Origin of the sequence: Lysobacter concretionis Ko07 = DSM 16239, assembly GCF_000768345.1 — a bacterium.
Lineage (GTDB): Bacteria > Pseudomonadota > Gammaproteobacteria > Xanthomonadales > Xanthomonadaceae > Novilysobacter > Novilysobacter concretionis.
In genome coordinates this window covers 472,986-499,713 of the sequence record NZ_AVPS01000001.1, presented here as the reverse complement: position 1 = coordinate 499,713, position 26,728 = coordinate 472,986, and the positions used below count along the sequence as shown (strand labels likewise).

Here is a 26,728-nt window from a genome sequence, read left to right as displayed (position 1 = left end):
CACCCAGGCATCGGACCGGCGCTGCGCTGCTGCTATTCGCGAAAGCCGTTGCTGATCGGATAGCGCCGCTCGCGGCCGAACGCGCGGCGCGACACCTTCGGCCCCGGCGCGGCCTGCTGGCGCTTCCATTCGCTGATGCGCACCAGATGCAGCATCCGGTCCACCATCGCCGCATCGAAACCGGCGGCAACGATTTCATCGCGCGATTGCTCCTGGTCGATATGGCGGGCCAGCACGGTGTCTAGCACGTCGTACGGCGGCAGCGAGTCCTGGTCCTTCTGGTCGGCCCGCAGCTCGGCCGACGGCGGGCGCTCGATCACACCGACCGGGATCACCGGGTCGCCCACCGTGTTGCGCCAGCGCGCCAGCTCGAACACCTCGGTCTTGTACAGATCCTTGATCGGTGCGTAGCCGCCGGCCATGTCGCCGTAGATGGTCGAATAGCCGACCGCGTATTCGCTCTTGTTGCCGGTGGCCAGCAGCAGGCCGCCGAACTTGTTGCTCAGCGCCATCAGGATCGCCCCGCGCGTGCGCGACTGCAGGTTCTCCTCGGTGGTATCGACCTGGTGGCCCTCGAACAACTCCGCCAGCGCATCCAGATAGCCCTGGAACGGCTTCTCGATCGGCACCTCCAGCAACCGCACGCCCTGCTCCGCGCATTGCTCGGCCGCCAGATCGTTGGACAGGCTGACGGTGTAGCGCGACGGCATCCGCACCGCGGTGACGTTGTCGGCGCCCAGCGCATCCACCGCGATCGCCAGCACCACCGCCGAGTCGAGTCCGCCCGACAATCCCACCCACGCCTTGCCAAAACCGTTCTTGCGGCAGTAGTCGCGCGTGCCGGTCACCACCGCGCGCCAGGCCAGCGCGTCGCGGCTCTCGTCGCCATCGCCCTGCCAGACCACCGGATGGAAGCGACGCGCGGCCGGATCGAAATCCACCACCAGCCACTGCTCGGTGAACGCCGCCGCGGCCGGATGCACGCAGCCGTCGCCATCGGCCACCAGCGACGCGCCATCGAACACCACCGCGTCCTGCCCGCCCACGCCGTTGACGTAGGCAACCGCCACCCCGCTGCCGCGGGTCGCATCCTCCAGCAACTGGTCCCGGCGGCCATGCTTGTCGCGCTCGAACGGCGAGGCGTTGATCGACAGCACCAGCTGCGCACCGGCGGCGACGGTCGACGCGAACGGCTCGTGGAACCACAGGTCTTCGCAGATCATCAGGCCCAGTTTGACCCCTTTGAGCTCGAACACGCAGTCGCCGCCATCGGGATCGACGACGAAATACCGGCGCTCGTCGAACACCCCGTAATTGGGCAGTTTACGTTTGCGATAGGTCTGCTCGATCCGGCCCTCACGCAGGATGCTGGCCGCGTTGTAGACCACCGAACCGGCCGTTTCCGGCCAGCCGACCACCGCCGTGATCCCGCTCGTCGCCTGCGCGATCCGCGCCATCGCCGCGTCGCAGGCATGCAGGAACTTCGGCCGCAGCAACAGATCCTCGGGCGGATAACCGGACAGCGCCAACTCGGGGAACAGCACCAGATCCGCGCCGTACTCATCGCGCGCCTGGGCGATGAGCTCGACGATGCGGCGCGCGTTGTCCTCGACCGCCCCGACCGGGAAGTCGAACTGGGCGAGCGCGATGCGGATGGGTGGGGTCATGTCAGTCTTCTGTCTGGGAAGTGGGAACCAGTGCGTGGCAGATACGGGCCAGCACGGATCCGATGTCGGCCAGGACGTCATTGTTCCAGAACCGCAGGACGGAAAATCCCTGCGCTCGAAGGAAACGGTCGCGCGCCGCGTCGGGGGAGGGAGTCATTGTGCTGGCCGCCATCGATCTCGACGATCAAGCGCGCATCGAGGCAGATGAAATCCACGACATATCGACCGATCGGGAGAAGTCGGGAAGACGGGCCGGGACGTGACCTGCAGGCCTTCGCGGCGAAAGTCCCCCGGCCCCCGCCTGCAGCGGGTGCCTCCTCCTTTACTTCGCCCCGAAGGCCTGCAGGTCACGTCGCTGCTGTCGAATCTCGGACCACCCGACAGCCGGGCCTGCGCATCCGGAACCACCGCACCCTGGAACGACGGGTGCGAATGCCCTTGGGTGTGAAATAAAGGAGGAGGCACCGGCTCCATCGGTGCCGGGGGACATTCGCACACAAGGGCATTCGCTCCCGGCGCCCTGCCCCCTCTGGAACCCCCGCCACGCTGCAACGAGGGGTGCGAATGCCTTGGGTGTGAAATAGAGGAGGAGGCACCGGCTCCATCGGTGCCGGGGGACATTCACACACAAGGGCATTCGCTCCCGGCACCCCGGCCCCCCGCAGATGTCGCGCTTTCCCCCTGGATGGGAGCGACACAAGAAAGGCCACCCGAAGGTGGCCTTTCTTGTGTCGCTCCCATCAATCACGTCAGCCAGCCTTGCCGCCGACGCAACCGACCGGGACGGTTTACTTCGCCAACCGCTTCGCGATCGCCGCGCCCAGGTCGCCCGGAGACTTGACCGTGGTGACGCCGGCCTTCTCCATCGCGGCGAACTTGCCTTCGGCCGTGCCCTGGCCACCAGAGGCAATCGCACCGGCGTGGCCCATGCGCTTGCCCGCCGGGGCACTGGCGCCGGCGATGAAACCCACCACCGGCTTGGTCACGTACTGGGCGATGAACTCGGCCGCCTCTTCCTCGGCGCTGCCGCCGATCTCGCCGACCATGATGATGCCTTCGGTCTGCTCATCGTCCTGGAACAGCTTCAGGCAATCGATGAAGTCCAGGCCGTGGATCGGGTCGCCGCCAATACCGATCACGGTCGACTGGCCCAGACCCACGTCGGTGGTCTGCTTGACCGCCTCGTAGGTCAGCGTGCCGGAGCGGCTGACGATGCCGATCTTGCCGACGGTGTGGATGTGGCCGGGCATGATGCCGATCTTGCACTCGCCGGGGGTGATCACGCCGGGGCAGTTCGGGCCGATCAGGACCACGTCGTCGTAGCCCTCCAGCACGTTCTTGACCCGCAGCATGTCCAGCACCGGAATGCCTTCGGTGATGCACACGATCACGGTGATGCCGGCATCGGCCGCTTCGAGGATCGCGTCGGCGGCGAATGCCGGCGGCACGTAGATGACCGAGGCGTTGGCGCCGGTCTGGTCGACGGCGTCGGCAACGGTGTTGAAGACCGGCAGGTTCAGGTGCGTGGTGCCGCCCTTGCCCGGGGTCACGCCACCGACGACCTGGGTGCCGTACTCGAGCATCTGCTCGGCGTGGAAGGTGCCCTGCGAGCCGGTGAAGCCCTGCACGATCACCTTGGTGTTCTTGTTGATCAAAACGCTCATGTGTATCGGATCCTGGTTTTCCGTAGGAGCGACGTGAGTCGCGACCTGTACGTCCTGGCTGGGTTCGGCGGGTCGCGACTCACGTCGCTCCTACAACGAAACCGTCAGGTAGCTGATTAAGGGATCAGGCGACGGCGGCGACAGCCTTGCGGGCGCCATCGTTGATGTCATCGGCGGAAGTGATCGCCAGGCCGGAGTTCTTCAGCAGCGCCTTGCCGGCTTCGACGTTGGTGCCTTCCAGGCGCACGATCACCGGCACCTTGACGTCGACTTCCTTGACCGCCTCGATGATGCCTTCGGCGATCATGTCGCAGCGCACGATGCCGCCGAAGATGTTGACGAAGATCGCCTTCACCTTGTCGCTCGACAGGATCAGCTTGAACGCCTCGGTCACGCGCTCCTTGGTGGCGCCGCCGCCCACGTCCAGGAAGTTCGCCGGCTCGCCGCCTTCCAGCTTGATCACGTCCATCGTCGCCATCGCCAGGCCCGCGCCGTTGACCATGCAGCCGATGTTGCCGTCCATGGTCACGTAGTTCAGGTCGTGCTGGCTTGCCTTGACCTCGGTCTCGTCCTCCTGGCGGATGTCGCGCATCGCGGCCAGGTCGGGGTGGCGGTAGGTCGCGTTGTCGTCGGAATCGACCTTGCCGTCGAGCACCGCCAGATCGCCGTTGGTCAGGATCGCCAGCGGGTTCAGTTCAACCAGCGCCAGGTCCTTCTCGTGGAACAGCTTGAACAGACCCATCATGATCTTGGTCAGCTGATTGGTCTGCTTCGCGGTCAGCCCCATCTCGAAGCCGAGTGCGCGGCACTGGTACGGCTGCAGGCCTTCCACGTAGTTGACGTGGACGGTCTTGATCGCCTCGGGCTTCTCGGCCGCGACCTGCTCGATGTCCATGCCGCCTTCGGCGGAGGCGATGAAGGTCACGCTGCGCGTGCTGCGGTCGACCAGCACCGACAGGTACAGCTCCTTGTCGATGTCGGTGCCTTCGCAGATCAGCACCGAGTCGATCGGCAGCTCGACGCCGGCGGTCTGGTAGGTCGCCATCGAGGTGCCCAGCATTGCCTGGGTGTACTGCTTGACCTCGTCGTACGACCGGGCGAGCTTCACGCCGCCGGCCTTGCCGCGGCCGCCCGCGTGGATCTGCGCCTTGACCACCCACAGATCGCCGGGGATGGACTTGGCGGCTTCGACCGCTTCTTCAGGAGTGCGCGCGAGGCGCCCGGCCGGCACCGCGATGCCGTAGTCGGCAAACAGCTGCTTTGCCTGATATTCGTGAAAATTCATGCGTCACCGAGGGGAGTGGAAGACATCCCATGCGGAGGCGACCGACAAGCGGCGCGGGCGCGATGGGGCCGGGCATTGTCGCCGATCGGGAGCGGTCCGGCAAAACCCGGGGTCGCCAGCCGTCCGGCAGGTGTCCCGGGGCCGTGCAATTTCGCCCGCGGCGACCCCGCCCCCCCTGTAGGAGCGACGTAAGTCGCGATCGCACGGCGAAATCGGGTTGCGTCGTGATCGCGACTTACGTCGCTCCTGCGTGTGCCTATACTCCGGCAGGGATCCATGGGGATACATGCTTTTGCCGCCAGCCAACGCCGCCAATATCGCCCCCGACGACGCCGACAGCGCCCTGCGACGCGAACTCTACTTCTACACGCTGTACCGCCTGCTTGAAGCATCGATGCTGATCCTGGTGCTGTTCGGCCCGGTCGCGGACATGATCGAGGGGCCGCGGCACGAGCTGGTCGCCCGCGCGGTCGCCATTTCCTACCTGTTCCTGGCCGCGCTGCTGTTCCTGTTCGGCCGCCGCGGCGAGCTCCGCGGGCAGGCGCTGGCCGGCATCGCGGGCGACCTGTTCTTCGGCATCCTGGCCATCCACACGATTCCCGCCGCCGGCACCGGCATCGCGCTGATGCTGATGTTCAACGTCGGCGCGGCGGCGCTGCTGCTGCCGACACGGCTGGGACTGGGTGTGGCGCTGGTGGCGGTGGCCGGCATCGTCGGCGAGCACCTGTGGAGCGTCGCGCTGGAGGGCAGCGACCGCACGATCGCCGAACCGCTGATGTTCGCCGTCGGCTACCTCGCCACCGCGACCATCACCAGCATCCTCGGCCGGCAGATGCGCGACAGCTACGACCTGGCCGAAACCCGCGGGGTCCAGACCGCGCACCTGACCGAGGTCAACGAGCTGATCATCCGCCGCCTGCGCACCGGCGTGCTGCTGGTCGACGGCCACAACCGGGTGCAGCTGGCCAACGAGGCCTCGACCCTGCTGCTGGGCGATGCCGGCGACGGCCACCGCGACCTGGGCGTGGCGCTGCCCGAGCTCGCCCGCCGCCTGACCGCCTGGCGCGAGCATGGCCAGGTCGACGAGACGCCGCTGCAGGTGGCCAGCGACCAGAACGACGTGGTGCCGCGCTTCACCCGCCTGCTCGCCGGCAGCGACCACACCCTGATCTTCCTCGACGACACCTCGCTGCTGTCGCGCCGCGCGGAGTCGATGACGCTGGCCACCCTGGGCCGGTTTTCCGCCAGCCTCGCCCACGAGATCCGCAACCCGCTGGCCGCGATCAACTACGCGGTCCAGTTGCTGGAAGAGTCCGACGACATCGCCACCGCCGACCGCCGCCTGCTGCAGATCATCCGCCAGCAGGGCCAGCGCATGAACGGCATCGTCGAAAACGTGCTCGGCCTGGCCCGGCGCGAACCGGCCAAGCCCGACTACGTCGACCTGGTCGCACTGACCCGGCATTTCGTCGACGACTACCGCGCCGGCCATCCGCTGGAGGAAGACAGCCTGCTGGCCAGCGCCACGCTCCCGCGCGTGCCCGCACTGGTCGACTCGCGCCAGCTGCACCAGATCCTCACCGTGCTCGTCCACAACGCACTCACCTACGGCCGCATCCCCGGCCAGCCCGCGCGGGTGACCCTGCACGTGCACCTGGATCACTACCAGCAGCCCAACATCGACGTGATCGACCACGGCCCCGGCATTCCCGAGCGCGTCGCCCAGCAGTTGTTCCGCCCGTTCTTCACCACCTCCGGCCACGGCACCGGACTGGGCCTGTACATCGCCCGCGAGCTGGCCCGCGCCAACCAGGCCTCGCTCGATTACGTCTCCCTGCCGGCCGGCGGCAGCTGTTTCCGCATCCGCCTGTCCTCCACCTCCGCCCGCAAGAGCGTGCCCATGCCGCGCGAAGCCCCTCTGCCTTGACCGGACCCGATCGCTTAAGCTAGCGCGATGAGTGGAGGATCGGATGGCTGAGACACGTAGTGCATTGGTGGTCGACGACGAGCGGGACATCCGCGAATTGCTGGTCATGACCCTTGGCCGCATGGGCCTGCGGTGCGATACCGCATCCAGCCTGTCCGACGCCCGGGCCCAGCTGGCACGCAACAGGTACGACCTGTGCCTGACCGACATGCGCCTGCCGGACGGCTCGGGCATCGACCTGATCGCCGAAATCAGCCAGCAGCACCCCCAGACCCCGGTCGCGATGATCACCGCGTTCGGCAACGTCGACGCCGCGGTGGAAGCCCTCAAGGCCGGCGCGTTCGACTTCGTCGCCAAGCCGGTCGAGCTGTCCGTGCTGCGCGACCTGGTCCGCCATGCGCTGGAGCTGAAGGAAAAGCCCGCCGTCGTCCACAGCCCGGACACGGTCGCCACCCGCCTGTACGGCGAGTCGCCCGCGATGGAGCAGCTGCGCCAGACCATCGCCAAGGTCGCCCGCAGCCAGGCCCCGGTCTATATCGCCGGCGAATCCGGCGTGGGCAAGGAACTGGTCGCCCGCACGATCCACTCCGAAGGCGGCCGCGCCACCGGCCCGTTCGTGCCGGTCAACTGCGGCGCGATTCCATCGGAGCTGATGGAAAGCGAGTTCTTCGGCCACAAGAAGGGCAGCTTCACCGGCGCCCATGCCGACAAGCCCGGCCTGTTCCAGAGCGCCGACGGCGGCACCCTGTTCCTGGACGAGGTCGCCGAACTGCCGCTGGCAATGCAGGTCAAGCTGCTGCGCGCGATCCAGGAAAAGTCGATCAAGCCGGTCGGCGCCAATGCCGAGATCGTGGTCGACGTGCGCATCCTGTCGGCCACCCACAAGAACCTCGCCGCGATGGTGGCCGATGGCCGCTTCCGGCAGGACCTCTACTACCGCATCAACGTCATCGAACTGCGCGTGCCGCCGCTGCGCGAGCGTCTGGAAGACCTGCCCGGCCTGTGCGCGAAGATCCTCCAGCGGCTGGCCGCCGACCTCGACCGCCCCGCTCCGAGCCTGTCCGGCGATGCGGTCGAGGCGCTCCGCCATTACGCCTTCCCGGGCAACGTGCGCGAGCTGGAAAACATCCTCGAGCGCGCCCTGGCCCTGGCCGACGGCGACCACCTCGACGCCCACGACCTGCGCCTGCCGAACCACCCGGCAATTGCCTCGTCGCATGGCACGCCGCCGCTGAGCACCGGCCCGTTCGCCACCACCACACACCACCCCGTACCCGGCAACAGCCCACAGCCGCCGCACACCCCCCAGGCCGCTGCCGCCGCGGCCGGCATCGACCCGCGCACGATCGACCCGCGCGACACCGCCACCAGCGCCCTGCCCTCCTACATCGAGGAGATCGAGCGCGCCGCCATCCAGCACGCCCTGCAGGAAAACCGCTACAACAAGACCCGCACCGCCGCCGCGCTGGGCATCACCTTCCGCGCGCTGCGCTACAAGCTGAAGAAGCTCGGAATCGACTGATCCCGCCCCGCGGCCGGGCATCTCGGCCGCCGTAGCAAGGTGCTAACCTGTCGCGGCCGTTGCCGGACCGCACCGGCAAAACCGGCCCGCCGGAGTCGCGGGCACGTGCCAACCAATGGAATGGGATGGACCCCATGGATACGGATATCCAGTCGCTCGCCTCGTCTACCCGGCACCTGCTGGCGGGGCTGCAACACCAACGCCTGATCCAGATCAGCACGCCTGGAATCGACACCGCACTGCCCGACGCGCTGGTGGTCGAGCGCTTCCGCGGTCGCGAAGCGGTCTGCGAGGATTTCCACTTCGAGATCGACTGCCTCTCGACCTCGGCCTTCCTCGACACGAAACCACTGCTCGGCCGGCCGCTCTCGCTGCGGCTGCAGCAGCCTGCCGATGCCAACGGGTTGCCGAGCACATCCGGCTCCCGCCGCCACTGGCACGGCCACTGCACCCGGGTCGCGGCCTTGGGCAGCGACGGCGGGCTGGCCCGCTACCGGCTGACGATGGAGCCGTGGACGGCATTCCTGAGACTGCGCCGCAATGCCCTGGTGTTCCAGGACCTGGATGCGCTGGGCGTGATCGAGCGGGTTCTCACCGACTACCCGCAAGCGGTCTGGCGGGTGGATGCAGCCCGGTCGCTGCCGAGCTTTCCGATCACCACCCAGTACCGCGAGAGCGACCACGCTTTCGTGTTCCGCCTGCTCGCCGATGCTGGCCTGGCCTGGCGTTTCGAGCACACCCTCAACAACGTGACAGAAGGGGCATCGGCGGGCGTGCACGCGCACACGCTGGTGATCTTCGACCGCGACGCCGAAGCTCCCGCATCCAGCCCGGATCGCGTGCGTTTCCACCGCATCGATGCCACCGAGTCGCGCGATGCGATCAGTCATTTCACCGAGCAGCGCCAGACGACCGCGAACGCCTTCACCACCGCCAGCTGGCAACCCGGACACGTCCAGGCGACCGCGGCGACCCTGACCGCCGACCCGGCCGGCCCGCACCTGCCCACACGCGAGGTCTACACCGTCCCGCGCGCCAGCCGCTTCGCCCGGCGCGAGCACGCCGAACGCACGACCGGACCGCAGCTCGACGCCCTGCGCCTGCCGCAACGCCTGCATGCCGGCGCGGGCAGCGCCCGCGGTCTCGCGCCGAGCCTGGCCTTCACCCTGACCCAGCACCCCGATCTGGACGGCCAGCGATTCATCCCCGTGGCGGTCGAACACGTGGCCGCCAACAACCTGGACAACGGCATCACCGCACTGCTCGACCCGGCCGGCTCCGTCGAGCGCGGCAGCTACCGCAACCGTTTCCTCGCCGTCGCCGCCGACACGCCCATCGTGCCGACCTCGCGTTTCAAACCCACCGCGCCGGGCCTGCAAACCGCCCGCGTCGTCGGCTTGCCGGACGCGGCCATCACGTCCACCCGCGACCACCAGGTCCGCATCCAGTTCCCGTGGCAACGCGGCGTACGGCCCAACCGCGGCGGCCTGCTCGACACCGGCTCCAGCGCCCACCCCGATGGCCACGCCCCCGGCGACCATACCTCCGGCACCTGGGTCCGCGTCGCCGAATGGCAGGCCGGCCCCAACTGGGGCAGCCATGCCCTGCCGCGGGTCGGCAGCGAAGTGCTGGTGGAGTTTTTGCATGGCGACATCGACCAGCCCGTGATCGTCGGGCAGCTCTACAACGGCGAAGTCTCACCGCCGTTCGCTCTCGCCGACGCCAGCAACCACCCCGGCACCGTCAGCGGCCTGCACAGCCAGAGCCTGGACGGCAGCGGCACCCAGCACTGGCTGCTCGACGATGCCCCCGGCCAGCTGCGCCAGCGCCTGCACACCAGCCTCGCCGACAGCCGGCTGGAGCTGGGCTACCTGATCGATCACGACAACCAGCGGCGCGGCGGCCTGCGCGGCCAGGGCTTCGACCTCGCGACCCTGGGCTGGGCCAATCTGCGTGCCGGACAGGGCGTGCTGCTATCCGCGACTGCGCGTAGCGGCGCCGCTTCGACTCAGTTCGACATCGCTGAGGCCGTCGCCCAACTCAAGGGCGCCGAACACACCGCCCAGGCTCTGAGCGACGCCGCCGACGCCAGCGAGGTCGCCGCGCTGTCCGCCAATGCAGCCCAGACCGATCTGATCAAGGCAATCGACCCCGGACAGGACGGCCGCCACGAGGGCCGGGGCAACGGCCAGCCAGCCACCACACCGCATGGCGACCAACGTCACGGCGGAGCGCCGGTCGAACGCTTCGCCAAACCACTGCTGCTGATGGAAAGCCCCGATGCCATCGCCCTGACCACCCCCAACAGCGCCCTCGCCTACGCCAGCGGCAACACCCACCTCACCAGCCAGCACGACGCCCACCTCGCCGCCGGCCACACCTTCGCCGGCGTCAGCGGCGGCCACCTCGCCCTGTTCGCCCGGAAAGGCCCGCTCAAAGCCATCGCCGCCAATGGCCCGCTGAGCCTGCAGGCCCACACCGGCCCGCTGGAGCTGCTCGCCGACCGGAGCGTGACCCTCACCGCCACCGACAACCGCATCGACGTGTTGGCAAAAGAGAAGATCGTCCTCCAGGCCGGCCAGACCCGGATCACCCTGGAAGGCGGCGACATCAGGTTCGCGTGCCCGGGGGAGTTCACGGTGAAGGCCGGCGAAATGCCGTTCAAGGGCGGGGAGAGCACCGCGGCGGAAATCGACCTGCTTCCCCACGGCACGACACGCGTCAAAAGGAAAGTCTCCTTCTCAAGGTAGAGAGCCCATGATCATCAGCCCACCTTTCCTTCCCGCTCGTGGCGCCACCGCGGACGATGCGGCGTATTTGAACGATGCGATGCGAGTCGGAGCGCATGGCCGCTACCCGGTCGGCGACAAGCTCGGATGGCATGGCGGTGTGCACTTGATCGCGCCTGCGGGCGCGAACAATACGCGTTTGCCGGTGCGCGCCATCGCCGACGGCACGGTGGTGTACGTCCGTCCACCCACGACGATGCCCGCCAACACCGACAGTCATGTGCTTGGCTACAACGGCTGGACCGACGATGGCTGCGTGGTGATCCGGCATGACACCGCGATCGGCGCTGCCGACATCACCGAAACCCAGGTGCGGTTCTTTTCCATCTATATGCACCTGAACCGCGTACTGCCTTCCGTTCGCCAGGGTCAGCCTATCCAGCGCAAGGCGGAAATCGGTCGCGCCGGCATGTTCGAAGGCGAAGCGGGCATGATCCATTTCGAAATCATCTGCGACGACGACAATCTCGAGCGCCTGCTCGGCCGCCGCAGCGGCGACCTCGACACCGGACACGATGGCCGTACCGATGCGGTCTTTGGTGATATGCACTTCAAGCTGTCCGCACAGACGCCGGTCTATCCTCAACGCCCGGCTTTGAACCACACCACCGGCACCGGAGGCAGCCCATCGGGTGAGGAGCTGTTTGTCGGCATCCGCTATCAACGCGGCAGTGCGTCCGTCACCACCTGTCGGTCCGACGCCACAACGCTGGGCACTCCGCTCATCGAAGCGGAGGCCGAATACCAGCTGTACCGAGATGCCGGACGGATCGTCGCAGCCTATCGAACCGCAGGAGCCGACCAGGTTCCTGCTCATAGCGCCGTCTACGAGCTACTGCGCTTCGGCCGAGTGCTGGGTCCGGATGCATTGAACCCCAGCGACGTGCCGCACTGGCGACAAATCCGGACCCCGACGGGGCTGGGCTGGGTCAACCTCAACGCCGATGGCGTGACCCGATTCAGCGATGCGGATGCCCCGCACTGGGCTGGCTGGTTCCTGTTGCAGGACTTTCAGGACGGCGACAGCCGTTGCAGCCTGAATGTCATCCGCAACCTGCTGGATACCAACAACGATCACGTCACCACCGAAGCTGAAGCGCGGTCGCGGATGGAACAAGACGCGGTTCAGCGATTCATGCGAGGCGTGGTAGCCAAGTTTCCGACCGAATGGCATCGGGGCAGCGTGGCACGGCGCTGGAACTGGCTGACCCGCGAGGGACCCGGTGGGACCGCGCAATCCAGCACCTATCTGACCCGGAACGATTTCCCGGACTTCCAGCGTTATGCCGAAGCACTGTGCTTCTGGGAAGACGCCAACACCGGCCTGCCCGAAGCCCATTGGCACTTCCATCCCGTTCGCTTCATAGAACACTTCAGGAAGTGCGGGTGGCTGAGTCGAGACGAACTCGCCAAGATATACCCGGATGCCAACTACCCGGTCACGGCTCTGGCAACCGAAGGTAGAGGGAGAACCCCGGATTCGATCCGGGAAACTTACAGGGTCGTCACGAACCGGGTTGCAAGGAAATATCTGATTGACACTCCAATCAGGATGACCCACTTCTATGGCCAAGGCGCAGTCGAATCGATGATGTTTGCCTTGATGGTGGAAGGCTCCGCAAACTTCAATCGAAATGCCAGGCACGCAAGCTTTCAGCCTGAAACCGACGGTTACTACGTTCCGGCGAATCAAAACGATTACTTGTACTATCTGGAAAACAGGCTGGGCAACATCGAAATCGGAGATGGCCCGAAATTCAGGGGCCGCGGCATGAAACAGCTGACCGGCCGCGAAAATTATTCGAAATACTGGTTGTATCGGGCCTGGCTAGATCCAGGCACATTCACATCGCCGTGGTGGAGCCCTCCACGCCCCGGTCGAGCACCGAGGATAGACACTCCTCAAGATCTCAGCACAAATGAATACAACTGCATCGATGCGGGCGGTTGGTATTGGGAAGCTGGAGCGGCAGGCAACAGGTTCCGCTCAATAAACTCCGCAATCATGACAAGCACTATTGACCGAGCCTCTGTTTTTGCGGTGTCTCGGGTCATAAACGGCATAAACAGGGCAACTGGCGAGCCAAATGGCCTGGCTCAAAGAATCACAGCTTCCCAGCGCGCCGGAAGCATACTCTTGGACACCCTATGAAAAACGGAATACTGACATTCGTACTCCTTCTGCCTGCTTGCGCCTTTTCGTGCGAAGTGGACAAGGCGAACGCAATCATTGCAGACAAGTCAGGACTTCACGGAATTACATTCCGTGAAGATGCAACCTTCCAAAGCAGGCGCCCAGCGACGAGATGCCTGAGCGTCATTGCACAAAACAATAAGAAAGCAGGCCTGATTTGCAGATCGCGAAGCAGCGACTTCCTCATAGAAAACGGAATTGACACACAAAATTCGCCTGACTCCGTCCAGTCGATCAAGTTTGTCACGATAAGTACGTCAATCTCGCTGTACCGGATGAAAAAGAGGATCGTAGGTGGGAAGACTCTCTACACCGCCGACATAGATTGCGATGAGGAAAATGGAACCATTTACAGACCAACCTCGACTTGCAGTGCCGCATATTGGCCATTAAGCGACGGGGGATTTATCTACACGAACATGACCATCGAGAATCACATTTCAAACCAACAAGTTCTTTCCAAGGAAGATATAGATCTAATCATCAGCAAGATTGGAGAGTAGATCGACAAGCCAGCTGATCAACCATCATATCTGTCGATCTGCAGATACGAACATTACCCGCACGATCAATGACCGCTCCAACCCCTTGAAGCAGAGAGCCTTTCACACACAACATGTCCGGCCGTTCCGAGCGCCTGCTTCTAAAGGCCGATTTGCGTCACGCGCCCCGCAATTAAAGGCCTGACAGCCCGCCCAAGCCAGCGCGCAACGGGATGGGGCGGCTTGATCGACGACACCCGAAGGGCAGTGGGGGGGCAAGGAGCAGGCCGCACGCCAATAACGGAGGCCAGGCCACGGACTCACGCCTTCCTGGCCGCGATCAACCCCGGCAGGGCGGCGCGAAATGTTCTCTGACCCTATTGCCCAGCTTCATGCTCTTGATCAACGCGCCCTGCGGGCGAATCGAGATCAGCTGCGGGCCAAATACGTCTGATATCCGGCTACGCCGCCTGCAGCCGCTGCACGGCCGGCTGCCCTCGCTGCTCGGCTCGCGACAGCTCGTAGTTGGTCTGCAGCGCCATCCAGAACCGGGCCGTGCTCACTCCAGCCCGCTCCAGCCGGATCGCCAGATCCGGGCTGATGCCGGCATGACCGTTGATGACACGCGACAACGCAGTGCGGGACATGCCAAGCCGCTGCGCGGCGTCGGTGACTTCGATTCCGAGCGGCAACAGCACGTCTTCGCGCAGCAGCTCGCCGGGGTGGGGGTGGCTCTTCATCATCATGATTGCGACCTCATTTCAGTGGTAGTCCTGATAATCCACCAACTCCACGTCGGCACCGACAAACCGGAACGTGACCCGCCAGTTGCCATTCACCCAGACCGACCAGTGGCCCTTCAGCCCTCCCTTGAGGGGATGGAGCTTGTAGCCGGGCTGGCTCAACTCCGCTGGAGATGCCGCCGCATCAAGCGCGGCCAGGATGCGTACCAGCTTGGCGACATGCGCCGCTTGCACCCCCCGGACAGACCCTGTGCGATACAGGGTTTCAAGCCCTTTGTGGCGGAAGCCGATTATCATGCCGCAAGTGTAGCGCGTAACGGTACGCGACGCGACGGGCCTGCCAACCCACTCACCACCCCGCCATCCCCGCCCTTCCCCCGTCATGCCCGCGAAGGCGGGCACCCAGGGACGTCGCTTTCCGACCATGAGCAGCCATGCGCGCCCGCCCTCGCGAACCCTGCCTCGATGCGGCGCGAGGGTGACCGCCTCGAAAAGTGACGCAATACGTCACTTAACCCGAAGAAAGCGACCATTACCGTCACCTTAACCGGTCACACGCACCGGCCAAACGTGATCCTCGCTTCAGTTTCGCAGAAAACTCCCCGCAAACCGCCCATTGGCACGCTAAATGCTTAGTCTTACAGGCACGTGCCAACCAGGCGCGGCAGCCCGAGGACCGGAAAGCCCGGCCCGGACGGCACGTGAACCACCATCACTCCTAGGGGAAACACCATGCAGAACCAGAAAGGCTTCACCCTGATCGAACTGATGATTGTTGTTGCGATCATCGCCATCCTGGCCGCGATTGCGCTGCCGGCTTATTCCGACTACACCAAGCGCGCAAAAATGACTGAGGTCATTGGCTTCGCTGCGGCCGCGAAAACATCAGTTGCCGAGTACCACCAATCCAAGGGCGCATTGCCGGCAACCAACACCGAAGCGGGAATTGACACGACTGCGACAAACATCAAGTCAACCTACGTAGAGAGTGTAACGGTGACAAACGGTGTGATTGCTGTCGCGGTTCAAGGTACTAATGATACGGCCCTGGACGGCGCATCGGCTACTTTCACCCCTTATGAGGACGACGGCGCGACGCCAGTTGCCGCAACCTATACCGGCGCGCTCGTGTGGAAGTGCACCGTTACCGCAGGTGTAGAGAAGTACTTCCCCGCTGAGTGCCGCGGCTAAGGCAGGAAAGGGGTCAGAGAACATTTCCACTTGAATCGGCAACCCTGAAGTAAAAGGCACCCGATTCACTCGACCTCGCCTTCCTGGCAACACAAAAACCCCGGCACCCGCCGGGGTTTTTTGTTGGCCGCACTCCCGCTTGCGTTCGGGATACCCTCGGTGCGGCCCACTCGCCCAGGAGAATCGACATGCCACCGCCCTATCCGGTCTTTGAACCCGGCATCACGCCGCATACCAAGGCAGCCGCCACCGCACAGTCCTGGCCAGGGGTGAAGAACGCGACGGTAATCTCGGGAAAGGTCGTGGACGATATCCGCGCATGAAAACCTCCGCCGTGATTTCCGCTTGCGGGCAATACCGCTATCAGCTGCGTCGCGTCTGGGACAATGCGCGCCGCTGGTACTGTTCATCGGCCTCAACCCATCGACGGCGGACGCTTCAAACGACGACAACACCTCGCGTGTGTGCATCAACTACGCAAAACGCTGGGGCTATGGCGGGCTATTTCTGGGCGACCTGTTCGCCTACCGCTCGAAGGATCCCGCCGCCCTCTACACGGCGCAGGACCCCGTCGGCCCCGACAACGACGTCCACCTCAGGATGCTCCAGTCGCAGGCCGAACTGGTCGTGTGCGCCTGGATCGATACCGGCGCGTACCTGGGCCGTGAGCTCGCGGTACTGCCATTCCTTGCAGCCCCGCATTGTTTGGTCAAGCTGAAAAGCGGCCGGCCCGGACACCCGCTGTACAAGCGCGCGGACCTGCGGCCCGTCCCGTTGTGAAGGCAATAAGTCGGTGGCAGGGAATGTCTCAGGCCATCGCGCTGTTCAGGCTGCGTGCTCGTAGGGCTCGATATGGGCCAGCACATCGGCCAGTTCATCCCTGGCCTGCGCAGCGTCGTGACCGACCTGCAGGTTCATCCAGAAGCTATCGGACATGCTGAAGAACCTGGCCAGGCGCAGGGCCGTATCCGCCGTGATGCTGCGACGGCCGGCGATGATCGCGCTGATGCGCGTCTGCGGCACATCAATGGCCTTGGCGAGCTTGTATTGGCTGATTCCAAGAGGAACCAGGAACTCTTCAAGCAGAATTTCGCCCGGATGGGGATAGGGAACAGAACGCATGACGTTGCCTCAGTGGTAGTCGCAGATTTCGACGTTGGTAGGGCCGGCATCGGCCCAGATGAAACACACACGAAACTGGTCATTGACCCGGATGCTGTGCTGGCCCTCCCGGTCACCCCGGAGAGGCTCCAGCCGATTGGCTGGCGGAACTCGCAGATCATTCAACGCCTTGGCGGCGTCGAGCATGGCGAGTTTTCGCATTGCAACCTTTTTAAAACCCTCAAATTTTTTGACCGTTCTTCCGTTGAAAAAACTTTCGGTCTCGGCGCACTGGAAGGACTGAATGGACATTGGCTTTCCTTGGCATTGCGAAAAACAATACCGCCCCCCATTACTGACGTCAAGCGTCACTAACGCAAATCGTCAGTAACGGAGCCGGGTGGAACAGGCTGCGCCCTTGAGGGGTGCTGCGTCGTCCTCGTCAGGGCCCCATCCGGGGTCGGCCAAAGACAAGGCATCTTTTTCTTGCGGCCACGACTACGCAAGGAACCTTGCAGGCAACCCTCTCGCCCGCCGGCCGTGCGCGTGTTTGCAGTAAAGTTGTCCGCACGGAACCACAGGGGATCACCATGAACGCTGTCGCCACTCCCAACCTGATGGGCATCACCGGTATCGCCCGCCGTCTGGTGCAGGACGGGGCGCTGACCGAGGCCTCTGCGCGCGAGGCGATGGCCGGGGCGACGGACGCGCGCAAGCCGTTGGCGACCTACCTCACCGAGAAGCGGTTGGTCGCGCCGGCGCATCTTGCCGCCGCCAATTCGATCGAGTTCGGGGTGCCGTTGTTCGATGCGGCGGCGATGGACCCGGAGCAGTCGGCGGTCAAGCTGGTCAACGAGGAGCTGCTGCGCAAGCACCGCGTGCTGCCGTTGTTCCGGCGCGGTAACCGGTTGTTTGTGGGCATTGCCGAGCCAACCAACACCCACGCGTTGTCGGAGATCAAGTTCCAGACCAACTTCACGGTCGAGGCGATCCTGGTCGACGAGGAGAGCATCAAGCGCCACCTGGACCGCTGGCTGGAAAACGCGGATGCTCTCGGCGATGCGATGGGCGGGGACGACGAGGGGCTGGAGAACCTCGATGTCGGCGGCGACGACGACCTGTCCTCCGACGATGGTGTCGAAGCCAAGACCGACGACACGCCGGTGGTCAAGTTCATCAACAAGGTGCTGGTCGACGCGATTCGCCGCGGTGCGTCGGACATCCACTTCGAGCCTTACGAGACCGAATACCGGGTGCGGCTGCGCATCGACGGTCTGCTGAAGCAGGCGGCACGGGTGCCGGTGAAGTTGCAGGCCCGTATTTCCGCGCGCTTGAAGGTGATGGCGCAGTTGGACATCGCCGAGAAACGGGTGCCGCAGGACGGCCGCATCAAGCTCAACCTGAGCAAGACCAAGCAGATCGACTTCCGCGTGAGCACCCTGCCGACGCTGTTCGGCGAGAAGATCGTGCTGCGTATCCTGGACGGCAGCGCGGCCAGGCTGGGCATCGAGAAGCTCGGTTACGAGGACGACCAGCGCGACCTGTTCCTGGCGGCGGTGAAGCGGCCCTACGGCATGGTGCTGGTGACCGGCCCGACCGGCTCGGGCAAGACGGTGTCGTTGTACACCGCGCTGAACATCCTCAACGACGAGACCCGCAACATCTCCACGGTCGAGGACCCGGTGGAAATCCGCGTGCCGGGCATCAACCAGGTGCAGATGAACCCCAAACGCGGCATGACGTTTGCCGCGGCGCTGCGCAGCTTCCTGCGCCAGGATCCGGACGTGATCATGGTCGGCGAGATCCGCGACCTGGAAACCGCCGAGATCGGCATCAAGGCCGCGCAGACCGGCCACATGGTGCTGTCGACCCTGCACACCAACGACGCGCCGCAGACCATCGCGCGCCTGATGAACATGGGCGTGGCGCCGTTCAACATCACCTCGTCGGTGTCACTGGTGATCGCCCAGCGCCTGGCGCGACGGCTGCACGACTGCAAGCGGCCGGTGGAGCTGCCGGAGCATGCGCTGCTGGCCGAAGGCTTCACCGCCGAGGAGATCGCGGCGCCGGAGTTCCGGATCTACGAAGCCGTGGGCTGCGCGGACTGCACCGAAGGCTACAAGGGCCGTACCGGCGTGTACCAGGTGATGCCGATGAGCGACGAGATCCAGGCCATCGTGCTGGCCGGCGGCAACGCGATGCAGATTGCCGAGGCCGCACAAGCCGCCGGCGTGCGCGACCTGCGCCAGTCCGCACTGATGAAGGTGCGCAACGGGGTGACCAGCCTGGCGGAGATCAACCGGGTGACGAAGGATTGATCGGGCTTCGGCGCAGGGCTCTGGGCCGGGACTCCATGTGACACCCGCGCGTTCGCGGCTTACGCCGCTCCTGCAGGGAGCATGGGCAACGCAGGAACGGTTTCAGCCGCGACCCGACCCGCGGCGCAGTTGTGACCGGCGTTGCTATCGCGACATGGAAGGTCAGGATATGCTGGCCAGCGGCATGTTCCGATGGTGAGCTGCGGAACGTGCCGGGCATCCGGTGCCGGGGAAGGCCACGGATGCCCGGGGATGGCGGGCCGGTGACGGCGCGCCGCATTGCTCGAACTTTCAAGTGTCACTGGGGACCCACGCTATGTCCGTTACCCGTTCTGCTGCCAAGAAGCCCGACGTCGCGGTGCGCCGCGCGGAAGCGACACCCTTGTTCGTCTGGGAAGGCACCGACAAGCGCGGCGTCACCATGAAGGGCGAGCAGACCGCGAAGAACGCGAACTTCGTGCGCGCCGATCTGCGCCGCCAGGGCATCACGCCCAAGGTGGTGAAGGTCAAGCCGAAGCCGTTGTTCGGCAGCGCCGGCAAGCGGGTCACGCCGCTGGACATCGCGATCTTCGCGCGCCAGATCGCCACGATGATGAAGGCCGGTGTGCCGATCGTCGGTGCGCTGGAGATCATCTCCAGCGGCAACAAGAATCCGAAGATGCAGAAGCTGGTCAATGCGATCCGCGCCGACGTGGAGAGCGGTTCGTCGCTGAGCGAGGCGCTGGGCAAGCATCCGGTGGAGTTCGACGAGCTGTTCCGCAACCTGGTCAGGGCGGGTGAGTCCGCCGGTGTGCTGGAGACGGTGCTCGACACCGTGGCGACCTACAAGGAAAACACCGAGGCGCTGAAGGGCAAGATCAAGAAGGCGATGTTCTACCCGGCCGCCGTGGTCGCGGTGGCGCTGATCGTCAGTGCGATCCTGCTGGTGTTCGTTGTGCCGATGTTCGAGGACGTGTTCGCCAGCTTCGGCGCCGAGCTGCCGGCGTTCACCATGCTCATCATCAAGCTGAGCCGGTTCATGGTGGCGTGGTGGTGGTTGCTGCTGCTCGCCAGCGTGGGCGCGGTGGTGGCCTTCATCATGGTCAGGAACCGCTCGATCGCGTTCCAGTACTTCCTCGACCGCCTGATCCTGAAGGTGCCGGTGGTCGGCCAGATCATCCACAACTCGGCGATCTCGCGTTTTGCCCGCACGCTGGCGGTGACCTTCAAGGCCGGCGTGCCGCTGGTCGAAGGCCTGACCACCGTGGCCGGCGCGACCGGCAACATCGTCTACGAGAAGGCCGTCAACCGCGTGCGCGACGACGTCGCCGTCGGCTATTCGGTCAACATGGCGATGAAGCAGACCAACCAGTTCCCGCACATGGTGGTGCAGATGGTCGGCATTGGCGAGGAGGCCGGCGCGCTGGACACGATGCTGTTCAAGGTCGCCGAGTTCTACGAGCAGGAGGTCAACAACGCGGTGGATGCGCTGTCGAGCCTGCTGGAGCCGATGATCATGGTGTTCCTGGGCGTGGTCGTCGGCGGCATGGTGATCGCGATGTACCTGCCGATCTTCAAGCTCGGCGCGGTGGTGGGTTGAGGGACTTTTCGCAGATGGCACGTTTCCCGACGACCCGCTTCCAGATGGCACGCTCCTAGATGGCATTCCTCGACCAGAACCCCGAAATCGGCTACCCGCTGGTGGCCGGTTTCGGCCTGCTGCTGGGCAGCTTCCTGAACGTGGTGATCCTGCGCCTGCCCAAGCGGATGGAGTGGCAGTGGCAGCGCGACAGCCGCGAAGTGCTGGGCCAGCCGGACGATTACGATCCGCCGCCGCCGGGCATCGTGGTGGAGCGATCGCACTGTCCGCACTGCAAGCACCAGTTGTCGTGGTACGAGAACATCCCGGTGTTCAGCTGGCTGGCCCTGCGCGGGCGCTGCCGCAACTGCAAGGCGCGGATCTCCGTGCAGTACCCGCTGGTGGAGCTGCTGACCGCGGTGCTGATGGTTGCCTGCGTGGCGCGCTTCGGCTTCGGCTGGCAGGGCTTCGGGGCGATGGTGTTCACCGGCTTCCTGATCTCGCTGTCGGGCATCGACCTGCGCACCCAGTTGCTGCCCGACCAGCTCACCCTGCCGTTGATGTGGCTGGGCCTGATCGCCGCGGTCGACAACCTGTACATGCCGGCCAAACCGGCGCTGATCGGCGCGGTGGTCGGCTACCTGAGCCTGTGGGTGGTGTGGTGGCTGTTCAAGCAGATCACCGGCAAGGAAGGCATGGGCCACGGCGACTTCAAGCTGCTGGCCGCAATCGGCGCCTGGACCGGGCTGTCGGGCATCCTGCCGACGGTGCTGCTGTCGTCGCTGGTCGGGGCGATCATCGGCTCGATCTGGCTGGCCGCGAAGGGCCGCGACAAGGCCACGCCGATCCCGTTCGGCCCCTACCTCGCCGTCGCTGGCTGGATCGTGTTCTTCTGGGGCGAGCAGATGGTGGACGGGTATCTGCGGCTTGCCGGACTGGGCTAAAGCCGTCGTCCCCGCGAAGGCGGATTGTCCAGCGCCGCCCGGGAAGGACCGCCCTTCCATCGTCAGGGATGCGATCTCCGGGCACGCTTTGCCGGACGCCTCTCTGCAACGCTTCTCCGGCATGGCATCCTGCGCGGCATGAGTGAATACATCGTTGCCGTCACCGGCGGAGTCGCATCCGGAAAGTCCGAGGTCACGCGCCGGTTCGAGACGCTGGGGGTCGTGGTCGCCGATGCCGACGTCGCCGCGCGCGAGGTGGTCGCGATCGGATCGGAAGGCCTGTCCGAAGTGGTCGCGGCATTCGGAGCCGGGGTGCTGGCCGCCGACGGCAGCCTGGACCGCGCGGCCATGCGGGCGCGGGTGTTCGCCGACGCCGGGGAACGCCGCCGCCTGGAGGCCATCGTGCACCCGCGCGTCCGCGCCCGGGTGGGGACCTTGTGCCGGCAGGCCGGCGGCGACTACGCGATGGCCGCGATCCCGCTGTTGGCCGAGGGCGGCGGGCGGGAAGTCTACCCGTGGCTGTCGCGGATCCTGGTCGTGGATGTTCCTGTCCAGGTGCAGCACGCGCGTTTGGTACGCCGCGACGGCGTCGATGCCACGCTGGCGGAAGCGATGATCGCCAGCCAGGCCACCCGCGCCGAACGGCTGGCCATCGCCGATGACGTGATCGTCAACGATGGACCGTTGGAGGGTTTGAGCAAGCAGGTGGCGGCGCTGGACCGGCAGTACCGTGCACTGGCGGCGGGCGGTGTCGCCGCCGGGTCCGATTCGCGATAGCGCGGGGAAGCAACTGGGCAACGGGCAACCTCCGCGCGTTCGCGACTCACGTCGCTCCTACAGAGCGGGCCGACCCGCCAAGGCGTCCTGCCGCGGCCGTAGGAGCGACGTGAGTCGCGACCTGTAGATCTTTTCCACCGTCCGGAACGCAACGACGAGCGCCGTATTTTTGATGCGCGGCGACGTACACGCAGGCAAGGGTGGGATGCGTCGATGTCACGACTCCGCGCGTTCGCAACTCACGTCGCTCCTACAAAACATCGCGATTTCTGGGCACGTGAGTCGCGACCTGTACTACCGCGGTCGTAGGAGCGACGTGAGTCGCGACCCGTACGTCACCTCCTGTCTCCATCTGCTCCCCGATTCACGGCGTCCGGCTTCGGATCTGGAACGGGGCAACGGCAATGCCTGCGCATTCGCGGCTGAAGCCGCTCCTACAGGAAACAACGGCGGCAGGCAGCTCAGTCCGTCGCGACCGGCCATAGCGCGCGGATGGCGGCGATTCCCTGCGCGCCGTGCTGCCGGGCCTGGGGGAGGTCGCCGGCGCCGAGGCCTCCGATCGCGTACAGCGGCAGGCTGATGTGTTCACGCAGGCGGGCGAAGTGGTCCCAGCCGATACCGGCGGCGCCAGGGTGGCTCGCGGTGGGCCGGATGCTGCCGACGACGGCGAAATCGCAGCCGAGGGATTCGGCGGCGCGCAACTCCTCGACGGTGTGGCAGGAAGCGGCCAGCGGCACGTCATCGGCCACCGGGCGGCGGTCATGGGATGCGAGTTGATCCGCGCGCAGGTGCAGGCCGACCCCCAGCGAACGCGCCAGCGTGGCATCGCCATTGACCAGCACCTCCACGTTCGCGGCGCTGCAACGGGCAGCCGCGGCGGCGGTCAGTAGCGGCCAGCGCGTGGGATCGGCCGTTGGAGCGCGCAGCTGCACCCGACGGATGCCTTGCGCCAGCGCGCGGTCGAGGGCATCCAGCCATCGGCGTTCGGCTGGGCTGAAACCATCGCCACCTGCGGGCATCTGCGGGGCTTCCGCCGAAGACGGCGCAGTCGCCTCCCCGGCAACCAGTCCGTTGACGTCCGGCGTCACCAGATAGAGCGCCGGCTGCTGCAGGGCCGCGACCACGGGACGGTCGGCCGGTGGCATCGGGTAGCGGGCGAGTTTATGCGGAGGAACCCACGCCAGCGCCTGGCCTTCGCGGCCCGTGGCGGTCCCGGCCCATTGGCCGATATGACGGACGTCCAGGGTCAGGCGCTTGTCGGGGTAGAGCTGCGGCACGGTGATCAACGGCACGCCGATGTCGGCCCGGATGCCGAGCTCCTCGTGCAGTTCACGCGCAAGTGCGGCCTCGGGCGACTCGCCCGGATCGATCTTGCCGCCGGGAAACTCCCACAGGCCGGCCAGATCCCGGCCCTCGGTGCGTCGGCTCAGCAGGATGCGGCCGCGCACGTCACGGATGACGCCGGCGACGACCTGGACGATGCGGGCGGGCGGGTGCTCAGTCATTTGGTGACAGCGGTGCCGGTGCGCATCCCAGAGGTCGAACAGCTTCCCTTCCTGCGGGCAGGAGTAGGTGCCCGCAGAGCCTGCCCCGGACTTGATCCGGGGGCGGGCGGGACGACGGATGCGTCGCAAGTTCCGTTTGGCGCGCCCTCACCCCGATCCTCTCCCGCAAGCGGGAGGGGGAGACGAGCTGCGGCAACACCACACCCCTTCCTTCTCCCGCGGGCGGGAGAAGGTGCCCGCAGAGCCTGCCCCGGGCTTGATCCGGGGGCGGATGAGGGTGCGCGCAAGCGCCTGGGTCAGGCCAGCTGTCCATGGCAGTGCTTGTACTTCTTGCCGCTGCCGCACGGGCACGGGTCGTTGCGGCCGACCTTCGGGAAGCCCTGTGCGCCGGCCTGGGTGGCCTGCGCCTGCGCGGCTTCCTCGTCGGCGCTGTAGCCGCCGGCGCTGGCGTGCTGGAACTGCATCTGCTGGGCCTTGGCGGCGGCCTGGGCGCGCTCCTGGGCTTCCAGCGCGGCGACTTCCTCTTCGCTGCGGATGCGCACGCGGGCAAGCAGCGAGATGACCTCGTGCTTCACCTTCTCCAGCATGGCCGAGAACAGGATGAACGCTTCCTGCTTGTACTCCTGCTTGGGCTGCTTCTGCGCGTAACCGCGCAGGTGGATGCCCTGGCGCAGGTAGTCCATCTGCGCGAGGTGCTCCTTCCAGTTCTGGTCGAGCACGTTGAGCATGAAGTGCTTTTCCAGCATGCGGGTCGTTTCCGGCCCGAGCTGCGCCTCGCGCTCGGCCACCTGCCTGGCAATCCCGTCGATGGCGAAGTCGGTGACGGCTTCGTAGTCGATCTCCTCGCGGCCGTTCACGAAGCCCTGCACGTCGAGCTGCAGGTTGAAGTCCTCGGCCAGCGCGGCCTCCAGCCCCGGCAGGTCCCACTGCTCGTGCATCGAGTTGAGCGGGACGAAGCGGGCCACCAGCTCGGCGACCACGTCCTCGCGGATGCCGTCGATGTTGTCCTTGACGTCCTCGGCCTCCAGCAACTCGTTGCGCTGGCCGTAGATGACCTTGCGCTGGTCGTTGTTGACGTCGTCGAAGTCGAGCAGGTTCTTGCGGATGTCGAAGTTGTGCGCCTCGACCTTGCGCTGCGCGTTGGCGATCTGCTTGCTCACCAGCGGGCTTTCGATGATGTCGTCTTCCTTCAGCCCCATGCGCTCCATCACCCGCTGCACCCAGTCGGCGGCGAAGATGCGCATCAGGTTGTCTTCCAGCGACAGGTAGAAGCGCGAGGAGCCCGGATCGCCCTGGCGACCGGCGCGGCCGCGCAGCTGGTTGTCGATGCGGCGCGACTCGTGGCGTTCGGTACCGACGATGTGCAGGCCGCCGGCGGCCTTGACGGCGTCGTGGCGGACCTGCCATTCGGCCTTCAGACGCGCCCTGGTGGCCTCGTCGACGGGCTCTCCGGTCTCCGCTTCCAGCACCGCGATCTCGTTCTCCACCGAGCCGCCGAGCACGATGTCGGTACCGCGGCCGGCCATGTTGGTGGCGATGGTGATCGCGCCCGGACGGCCGGCCTGGGCGACGATGGTCGCCTCGCGCTCGTGCTGCTTGGCGTTGAGCACCTCGTGGTGGATGCCGGCTTCGCGCAGCTGGTCGCTGAGCATTTCCGACACCTCGATCGAGGTGGTGCCGACCAGCACCGGCTGGCCCTTGGCGTGGGCGGCTTTGATCTCGGCCGCGACCGCGCGGTACTTGCCGGCGCGGTTGAGGAACACCGCGTCCGGGCTGTCGATGCGTTGCACCGGGCGATTGGGCGGGATCACCACCACTTCCAGTCCGTAGATGCTCTGGAACTCGAACGCCTCGGTGTCCGCCGTACCGGTCATGCCGGCCAGCTTCTTGTACATGCGGAACAGGTTCTGGAAGGTGATCGAGGCCAGCGTCTGGTTCTCGCGCTGGACCGGCACGCCCTCCTTCGCCTCCACCGCCTGGTGCAGGCCGTCGGACCAGCGGCGCCCGGCCAGGGTGCGGCCGGTGAACTCGTCGACGATCACCACCTCGCCATCACGGATGATGTAATCGACATCGCGCTGGTAGATCGCATGCGCGCGCAGGGCGGCGTTGAGGTGATGGACGACGGCGAGGTTCTGCGGCGAGTACAGGCCGTCCTCCTCGTCCGGGCCGAGGATGCCGGCGCCGCGCAGCAACTGCTCGGCGTGCTCCTGGCCTTCTTCGGACAGGTGGACCTGCTTGCCCTTCTCGTCGACCCAGTAGTCGCCCTCGCCGTCTTCTTCCTTCTGCCGGGTCAGCGACGGCACGATGCGGTTGACCTTGATGTACAGGTCGGGCGAGTCGTCGGCCGGACCGGAGATGATCAGCGGAGTGCGCGCCTCGTCGATCAGGATCGAGTCAACCTCGTCGATGATCGCGAAATTCAGGCCGCGCTGGTGGCGGTCCTCCTTCGACAGCGCCATGTTGTCGCGCAGGTAGTCGAAGCCGAACTCGTTGTTGGTGCCGTAGGTGATGTCGGCCGCATACGCCTCGGCCTTGTCGCCGTGCGGCATGCCGGGGTAGACCACGCCGACCGACAGCCCGAGCCAGTTGTACAGCTTGCCCATCCAGGCCGAGTCGCGCCGGGCCAGGTAGTCGTTGACGGTGACCAGGTGCACGCCGTCGCCGGTCAGGGCGTTGAGGTAGACCGGCAAGGTGCCGACCAGGGTCTTGCCCTCACCGGTGCGCATCTCGGCGATCTTGCCCAGGTGCAGCACCATGCCGCCGACCAGCTGGACGTCGTAGTGGCGCATCCCCAGCACGCGGCGCGAGGCTTCGCGGCAGACCGCAAAGGCCTCCGGGAGGATCTGGTCGAGGGTCGCGCCATCTCCCAGGCGCTGCTTGAACTCGGGAGTCTTGGCCTGCAGCTCGGCGTCGCTGAGCTTCTCCATCTCGGGCTCGAGCTCGTTGATCTTGACGACGGTGCGTTGCAGCTGGCGCAGCAGGCGTTCGTTGCGGCTGCCGAAGACACGGGTAAGCAGGTTGGTGAGCATTGATGGGTCCAGGACGGGTCAGGCGGTCA

The 26,728-nt window shown here is 65.8% G+C and carries 21 protein-coding genes and 1 pseudogene; 11 read left to right on the top strand and 11 right to left on the bottom strand.

Translation table 11 applies throughout. The annotated features are described in order from the left end of the window. Positions 1-32 precede the first annotated feature (32 nt). From N792_RS02065 to sucC, 5 genes and pseudogenes are all read right to left on the bottom strand, one after another. On the bottom strand, positions 33-1,667 hold the full coding sequence (locus N792_RS02065) for an NAD+ synthase (RefSeq protein ID WP_036192024.1): 1,635 nt from the start codon (positions 1,665-1,667) through the stop codon (positions 33-35). 1 nt (position 1,668) lies between these two features. Continuing rightward, positions 1,669-1,800 (bottom strand): annotated as a pseudogene (locus tag N792_RS14345) (DUF559 domain-containing protein); the annotation flags it as partial. Beyond that, positions 1,745-1,873 (bottom strand): hypothetical protein, encoded by a 129-nt coding sequence (locus tag N792_RS14340; protein ID WP_425478835.1) that lies wholly within the window; start codon positions 1,871-1,873, stop codon positions 1,745-1,747. The pseudogene N792_RS14345 and the gene N792_RS14340, both read right to left, overlap by 56 nt. Before the next feature lie 582 nt (positions 1,874-2,455). Then, positions 2,456-3,331, bottom strand: a complete 876-nt coding sequence (gene sucD / locus N792_RS02055) for a succinate--CoA ligase subunit alpha (RefSeq protein WP_036192023.1) — start codon at positions 3,329-3,331, stop codon at positions 2,456-2,458. A gap of 124 nt (positions 3,332-3,455) precedes the next feature. After that, positions 3,456-4,616, bottom strand: a complete 1,161-nt coding sequence (gene sucC, locus N792_RS02050; RefSeq protein WP_036192021.1) for an ADP-forming succinate--CoA ligase subunit beta — start codon at positions 4,614-4,616, stop codon at positions 3,456-3,458. A gap of 286 nt (positions 4,617-4,902) precedes the next feature. On the opposite strand from sucC, the gene N792_RS02045 reads away from it, so the two are divergent. The 4 genes from N792_RS02045 to N792_RS02030 all read left to right on the top strand — a co-directional run bounded on the left by N792_RS02045 (position 4,903) and on the right by N792_RS02030 (position 13,006). Then, complete coding sequence (locus N792_RS02045; RefSeq protein ID WP_052103263.1) at positions 4,903-6,543, top strand: sensor histidine kinase; 1,641 nt, start codon at positions 4,903-4,905, stop codon at positions 6,541-6,543. A 43-nt stretch (positions 6,544-6,586) separates the two neighbouring features. Then, a complete protein-coding gene (locus tag N792_RS02040) occupies positions 6,587-8,065 on the top strand; it encodes a sigma-54-dependent transcriptional regulator (RefSeq protein WP_036192019.1) in 1,479 nt (492 codons plus the stop codon). Between the two features lie 134 nt (positions 8,066-8,199). Continuing rightward, the gene (locus tag N792_RS02035) at positions 8,200-10,815 is read left to right on the top strand and encodes a type VI secretion system Vgr family protein (protein WP_036192017.1); all 2,616 of its coding nucleotides are present in this window, start codon (positions 8,200-8,202) and stop codon (positions 10,813-10,815) included. A 7-nt stretch (positions 10,816-10,822) separates the two neighbouring features. Continuing rightward, on the top strand, positions 10,823-13,006 hold the full coding sequence (locus N792_RS02030; RefSeq protein ID WP_052103262.1) for a peptidoglycan DD-metalloendopeptidase family protein: 2,184 nt from the start codon (positions 10,823-10,825) through the stop codon (positions 13,004-13,006). Between the two features lie 985 nt (positions 13,007-13,991). Here N792_RS02030 and N792_RS02025 read toward each other — a convergent pair. Both N792_RS02025 and N792_RS02020 read right to left on the bottom strand, forming a co-directional pair. Then, complete coding sequence (locus N792_RS02025; RefSeq protein WP_425478830.1) at positions 13,992-14,270, bottom strand: HigA family addiction module antitoxin; 279 nt, start codon at positions 14,268-14,270, stop codon at positions 13,992-13,994. Between the two features lie 21 nt (positions 14,271-14,291). After that, positions 14,292-14,570, bottom strand: coding sequence for a type II toxin-antitoxin system RelE/ParE family toxin (locus N792_RS02020; RefSeq protein WP_036192015.1), 279 nt, complete (start codon positions 14,568-14,570; stop codon positions 14,292-14,294). 435 nt (positions 14,571-15,005) lie between these two features. On the opposite strand from N792_RS02020, the gene N792_RS14255 reads away from it, so the two are divergent. The 3 genes from N792_RS14255 (at position 15,006) to N792_RS02010 (ending at position 16,244) form a co-directional block, all read left to right on the top strand. After that, positions 15,006-15,464 (top strand): pilin, encoded by a 459-nt coding sequence (locus tag N792_RS14255; protein ID WP_036192005.1) that lies wholly within the window; start codon positions 15,006-15,008, stop codon positions 15,462-15,464. Positions 15,465-15,652: 188 nt separating this feature from the next. After that, positions 15,653-15,787 (top strand): hypothetical protein, encoded by a 135-nt coding sequence (locus N792_RS14250; protein ID WP_255516726.1) that lies wholly within the window; start codon positions 15,653-15,655, stop codon positions 15,785-15,787. Positions 15,788-15,809: 22 nt separating this feature from the next. Then, positions 15,810-16,244, top strand: coding sequence for a DUF1643 domain-containing protein (locus N792_RS02010; RefSeq protein WP_224743902.1), 435 nt, complete (start codon positions 15,810-15,812; stop codon positions 16,242-16,244). A gap of 45 nt (positions 16,245-16,289) precedes the next feature. On the opposite strand, the gene N792_RS02005 is transcribed toward N792_RS02010, so the two are convergent. Together N792_RS02005 and N792_RS02000 are read right to left on the bottom strand one after the other, a co-directional pair. Further along, complete coding sequence (locus tag N792_RS02005; RefSeq protein WP_036192002.1) at positions 16,290-16,586, bottom strand: HigA family addiction module antitoxin; 297 nt, start codon at positions 16,584-16,586, stop codon at positions 16,290-16,292. 9 nt (positions 16,587-16,595) lie between these two features. After that, positions 16,596-16,877: a type II toxin-antitoxin system RelE/ParE family toxin gene (locus N792_RS02000; RefSeq protein WP_036192000.1), complete on the bottom strand. Its 282-nt coding sequence runs from the start codon at positions 16,875-16,877 to the stop codon at positions 16,596-16,598. Positions 16,878-17,155: 278 nt separating this feature from the next. Between N792_RS02000 and pilB the strand changes: the two genes are divergently transcribed. From pilB to coaE, 4 genes are all read left to right on the top strand, one after another. After that, complete coding sequence (gene pilB / locus N792_RS01995) at positions 17,156-18,883, top strand: type IV-A pilus assembly ATPase PilB (protein WP_036191997.1); 1,728 nt, start codon at positions 17,156-17,158, stop codon at positions 18,881-18,883. 316 nt (positions 18,884-19,199) lie between these two features. Then, the gene (locus N792_RS01990) at positions 19,200-20,462 is read left to right on the top strand and encodes a type II secretion system F family protein (RefSeq protein ID WP_036191993.1); all 1,263 of its coding nucleotides are present in this window, start codon (positions 19,200-19,202) and stop codon (positions 20,460-20,462) included. Between the two features lie 59 nt (positions 20,463-20,521). Continuing rightward, a complete protein-coding gene (locus tag N792_RS01985) occupies positions 20,522-21,385 on the top strand; it encodes a prepilin peptidase (protein WP_036191991.1) in 864 nt (287 codons plus the stop codon). A 138-nt stretch (positions 21,386-21,523) separates the two neighbouring features. Further along, entirely contained in the window at positions 21,524-22,162 is a 639-nt protein-coding gene (gene coaE, locus N792_RS01980) for a dephospho-CoA kinase (protein ID WP_036191989.1), read from the top strand. A gap of 461 nt (positions 22,163-22,623) precedes the next feature. On the opposite strand, the gene mutT is transcribed toward coaE, so the two are convergent. Both mutT and secA read right to left on the bottom strand, forming a co-directional pair. Continuing rightward, the gene (gene mutT, locus N792_RS01975; protein WP_036191987.1) at positions 22,624-23,667 is read right to left on the bottom strand and encodes an 8-oxo-dGTP diphosphatase MutT; all 1,044 of its coding nucleotides are present in this window, start codon (positions 23,665-23,667) and stop codon (positions 22,624-22,626) included. Between the two features lie 296 nt (positions 23,668-23,963). Next, positions 23,964-26,699, bottom strand: a complete 2,736-nt coding sequence (gene secA / locus N792_RS01970) for a preprotein translocase subunit SecA (protein WP_036191984.1) — start codon at positions 26,697-26,699, stop codon at positions 23,964-23,966. Positions 26,700-26,728 lie beyond the last annotated feature (29 nt).

What these genes read in the sequence shown, in the direction of transcription:
- N792_RS02065 (WP_036192024.1), bottom strand. Translation starts at nt 1,667, where the DNA reads ATGACCCCACCCATCCGCATCGCGCTCGCCCAGTTCGACTTCCCGGTC.
- sucD (WP_036192023.1), bottom strand. Translation starts at nt 3,331, where the DNA reads ATGAGCGTTTTGATCAACAAGAACACCAAGGTGATCGTGCAGGGCTTC.
- sucC (WP_036192021.1), bottom strand. Translation starts at nt 4,616, where the DNA reads ATGAATTTTCACGAATATCAGGCAAAGCAGCTGTTTGCCGACTACGGC.
- N792_RS02045 (WP_052103263.1), top strand. Translation starts at nt 4,903, where the DNA reads ATGCTTTTGCCGCCAGCCAACGCCGCCAATATCGCCCCCGACGACGCC.
- N792_RS02040 (WP_036192019.1), top strand. Translation starts at nt 6,587, where the DNA reads ATGGCTGAGACACGTAGTGCATTGGTGGTCGACGACGAGCGGGACATC.
- N792_RS02035 (WP_036192017.1), top strand. Translation starts at nt 8,200, where the DNA reads ATGGATACGGATATCCAGTCGCTCGCCTCGTCTACCCGGCACCTGCTG.
- N792_RS02030 (WP_052103262.1), top strand. Translation starts at nt 10,823, where the DNA reads ATGATCATCAGCCCACCTTTCCTTCCCGCTCGTGGCGCCACCGCGGAC.
- N792_RS02025 (WP_425478830.1), bottom strand. Translation starts at nt 14,270, where the DNA reads ATGAAGAGCCACCCCCACCCCGGCGAGCTGCTGCGCGAAGACGTGCTG.
- N792_RS02020 (WP_036192015.1), bottom strand. Translation starts at nt 14,570, where the DNA reads ATGATAATCGGCTTCCGCCACAAAGGGCTTGAAACCCTGTATCGCACA.
- N792_RS14255 (WP_036192005.1), top strand. Translation starts at nt 15,006, where the DNA reads ATGCAGAACCAGAAAGGCTTCACCCTGATCGAACTGATGATTGTTGTT.
- N792_RS14250 (WP_255516726.1), top strand. Translation starts at nt 15,653, where the DNA reads ATGCCACCGCCCTATCCGGTCTTTGAACCCGGCATCACGCCGCATACC.
- N792_RS02005 (WP_036192002.1), bottom strand. Translation starts at nt 16,586, where the DNA reads ATGCGTTCTGTTCCCTATCCCCATCCGGGCGAAATTCTGCTTGAAGAG.
- N792_RS02000 (WP_036192000.1), bottom strand. Translation starts at nt 16,877, where the DNA reads ATGTCCATTCAGTCCTTCCAGTGCGCCGAGACCGAAAGTTTTTTCAAC.
- pilB (WP_036191997.1), top strand. Translation starts at nt 17,156, where the DNA reads ATGAACGCTGTCGCCACTCCCAACCTGATGGGCATCACCGGTATCGCC.
- N792_RS01990 (WP_036191993.1), top strand. Translation starts at nt 19,200, where the DNA reads ATGTCCGTTACCCGTTCTGCTGCCAAGAAGCCCGACGTCGCGGTGCGC.
- N792_RS01985 (WP_036191991.1), top strand. Translation starts at nt 20,522, where the DNA reads ATGGCATTCCTCGACCAGAACCCCGAAATCGGCTACCCGCTGGTGGCC.
- coaE (WP_036191989.1), top strand. Translation starts at nt 21,524, where the DNA reads ATGAGTGAATACATCGTTGCCGTCACCGGCGGAGTCGCATCCGGAAAG.
- mutT (WP_036191987.1), bottom strand. Translation starts at nt 23,667, where the DNA reads ATGACTGAGCACCCGCCCGCCCGCATCGTCCAGGTCGTCGCCGGCGTC.
- secA (WP_036191984.1), bottom strand. Translation starts at nt 26,699, where the DNA reads ATGCTCACCAACCTGCTTACCCGTGTCTTCGGCAGCCGCAACGAACGC.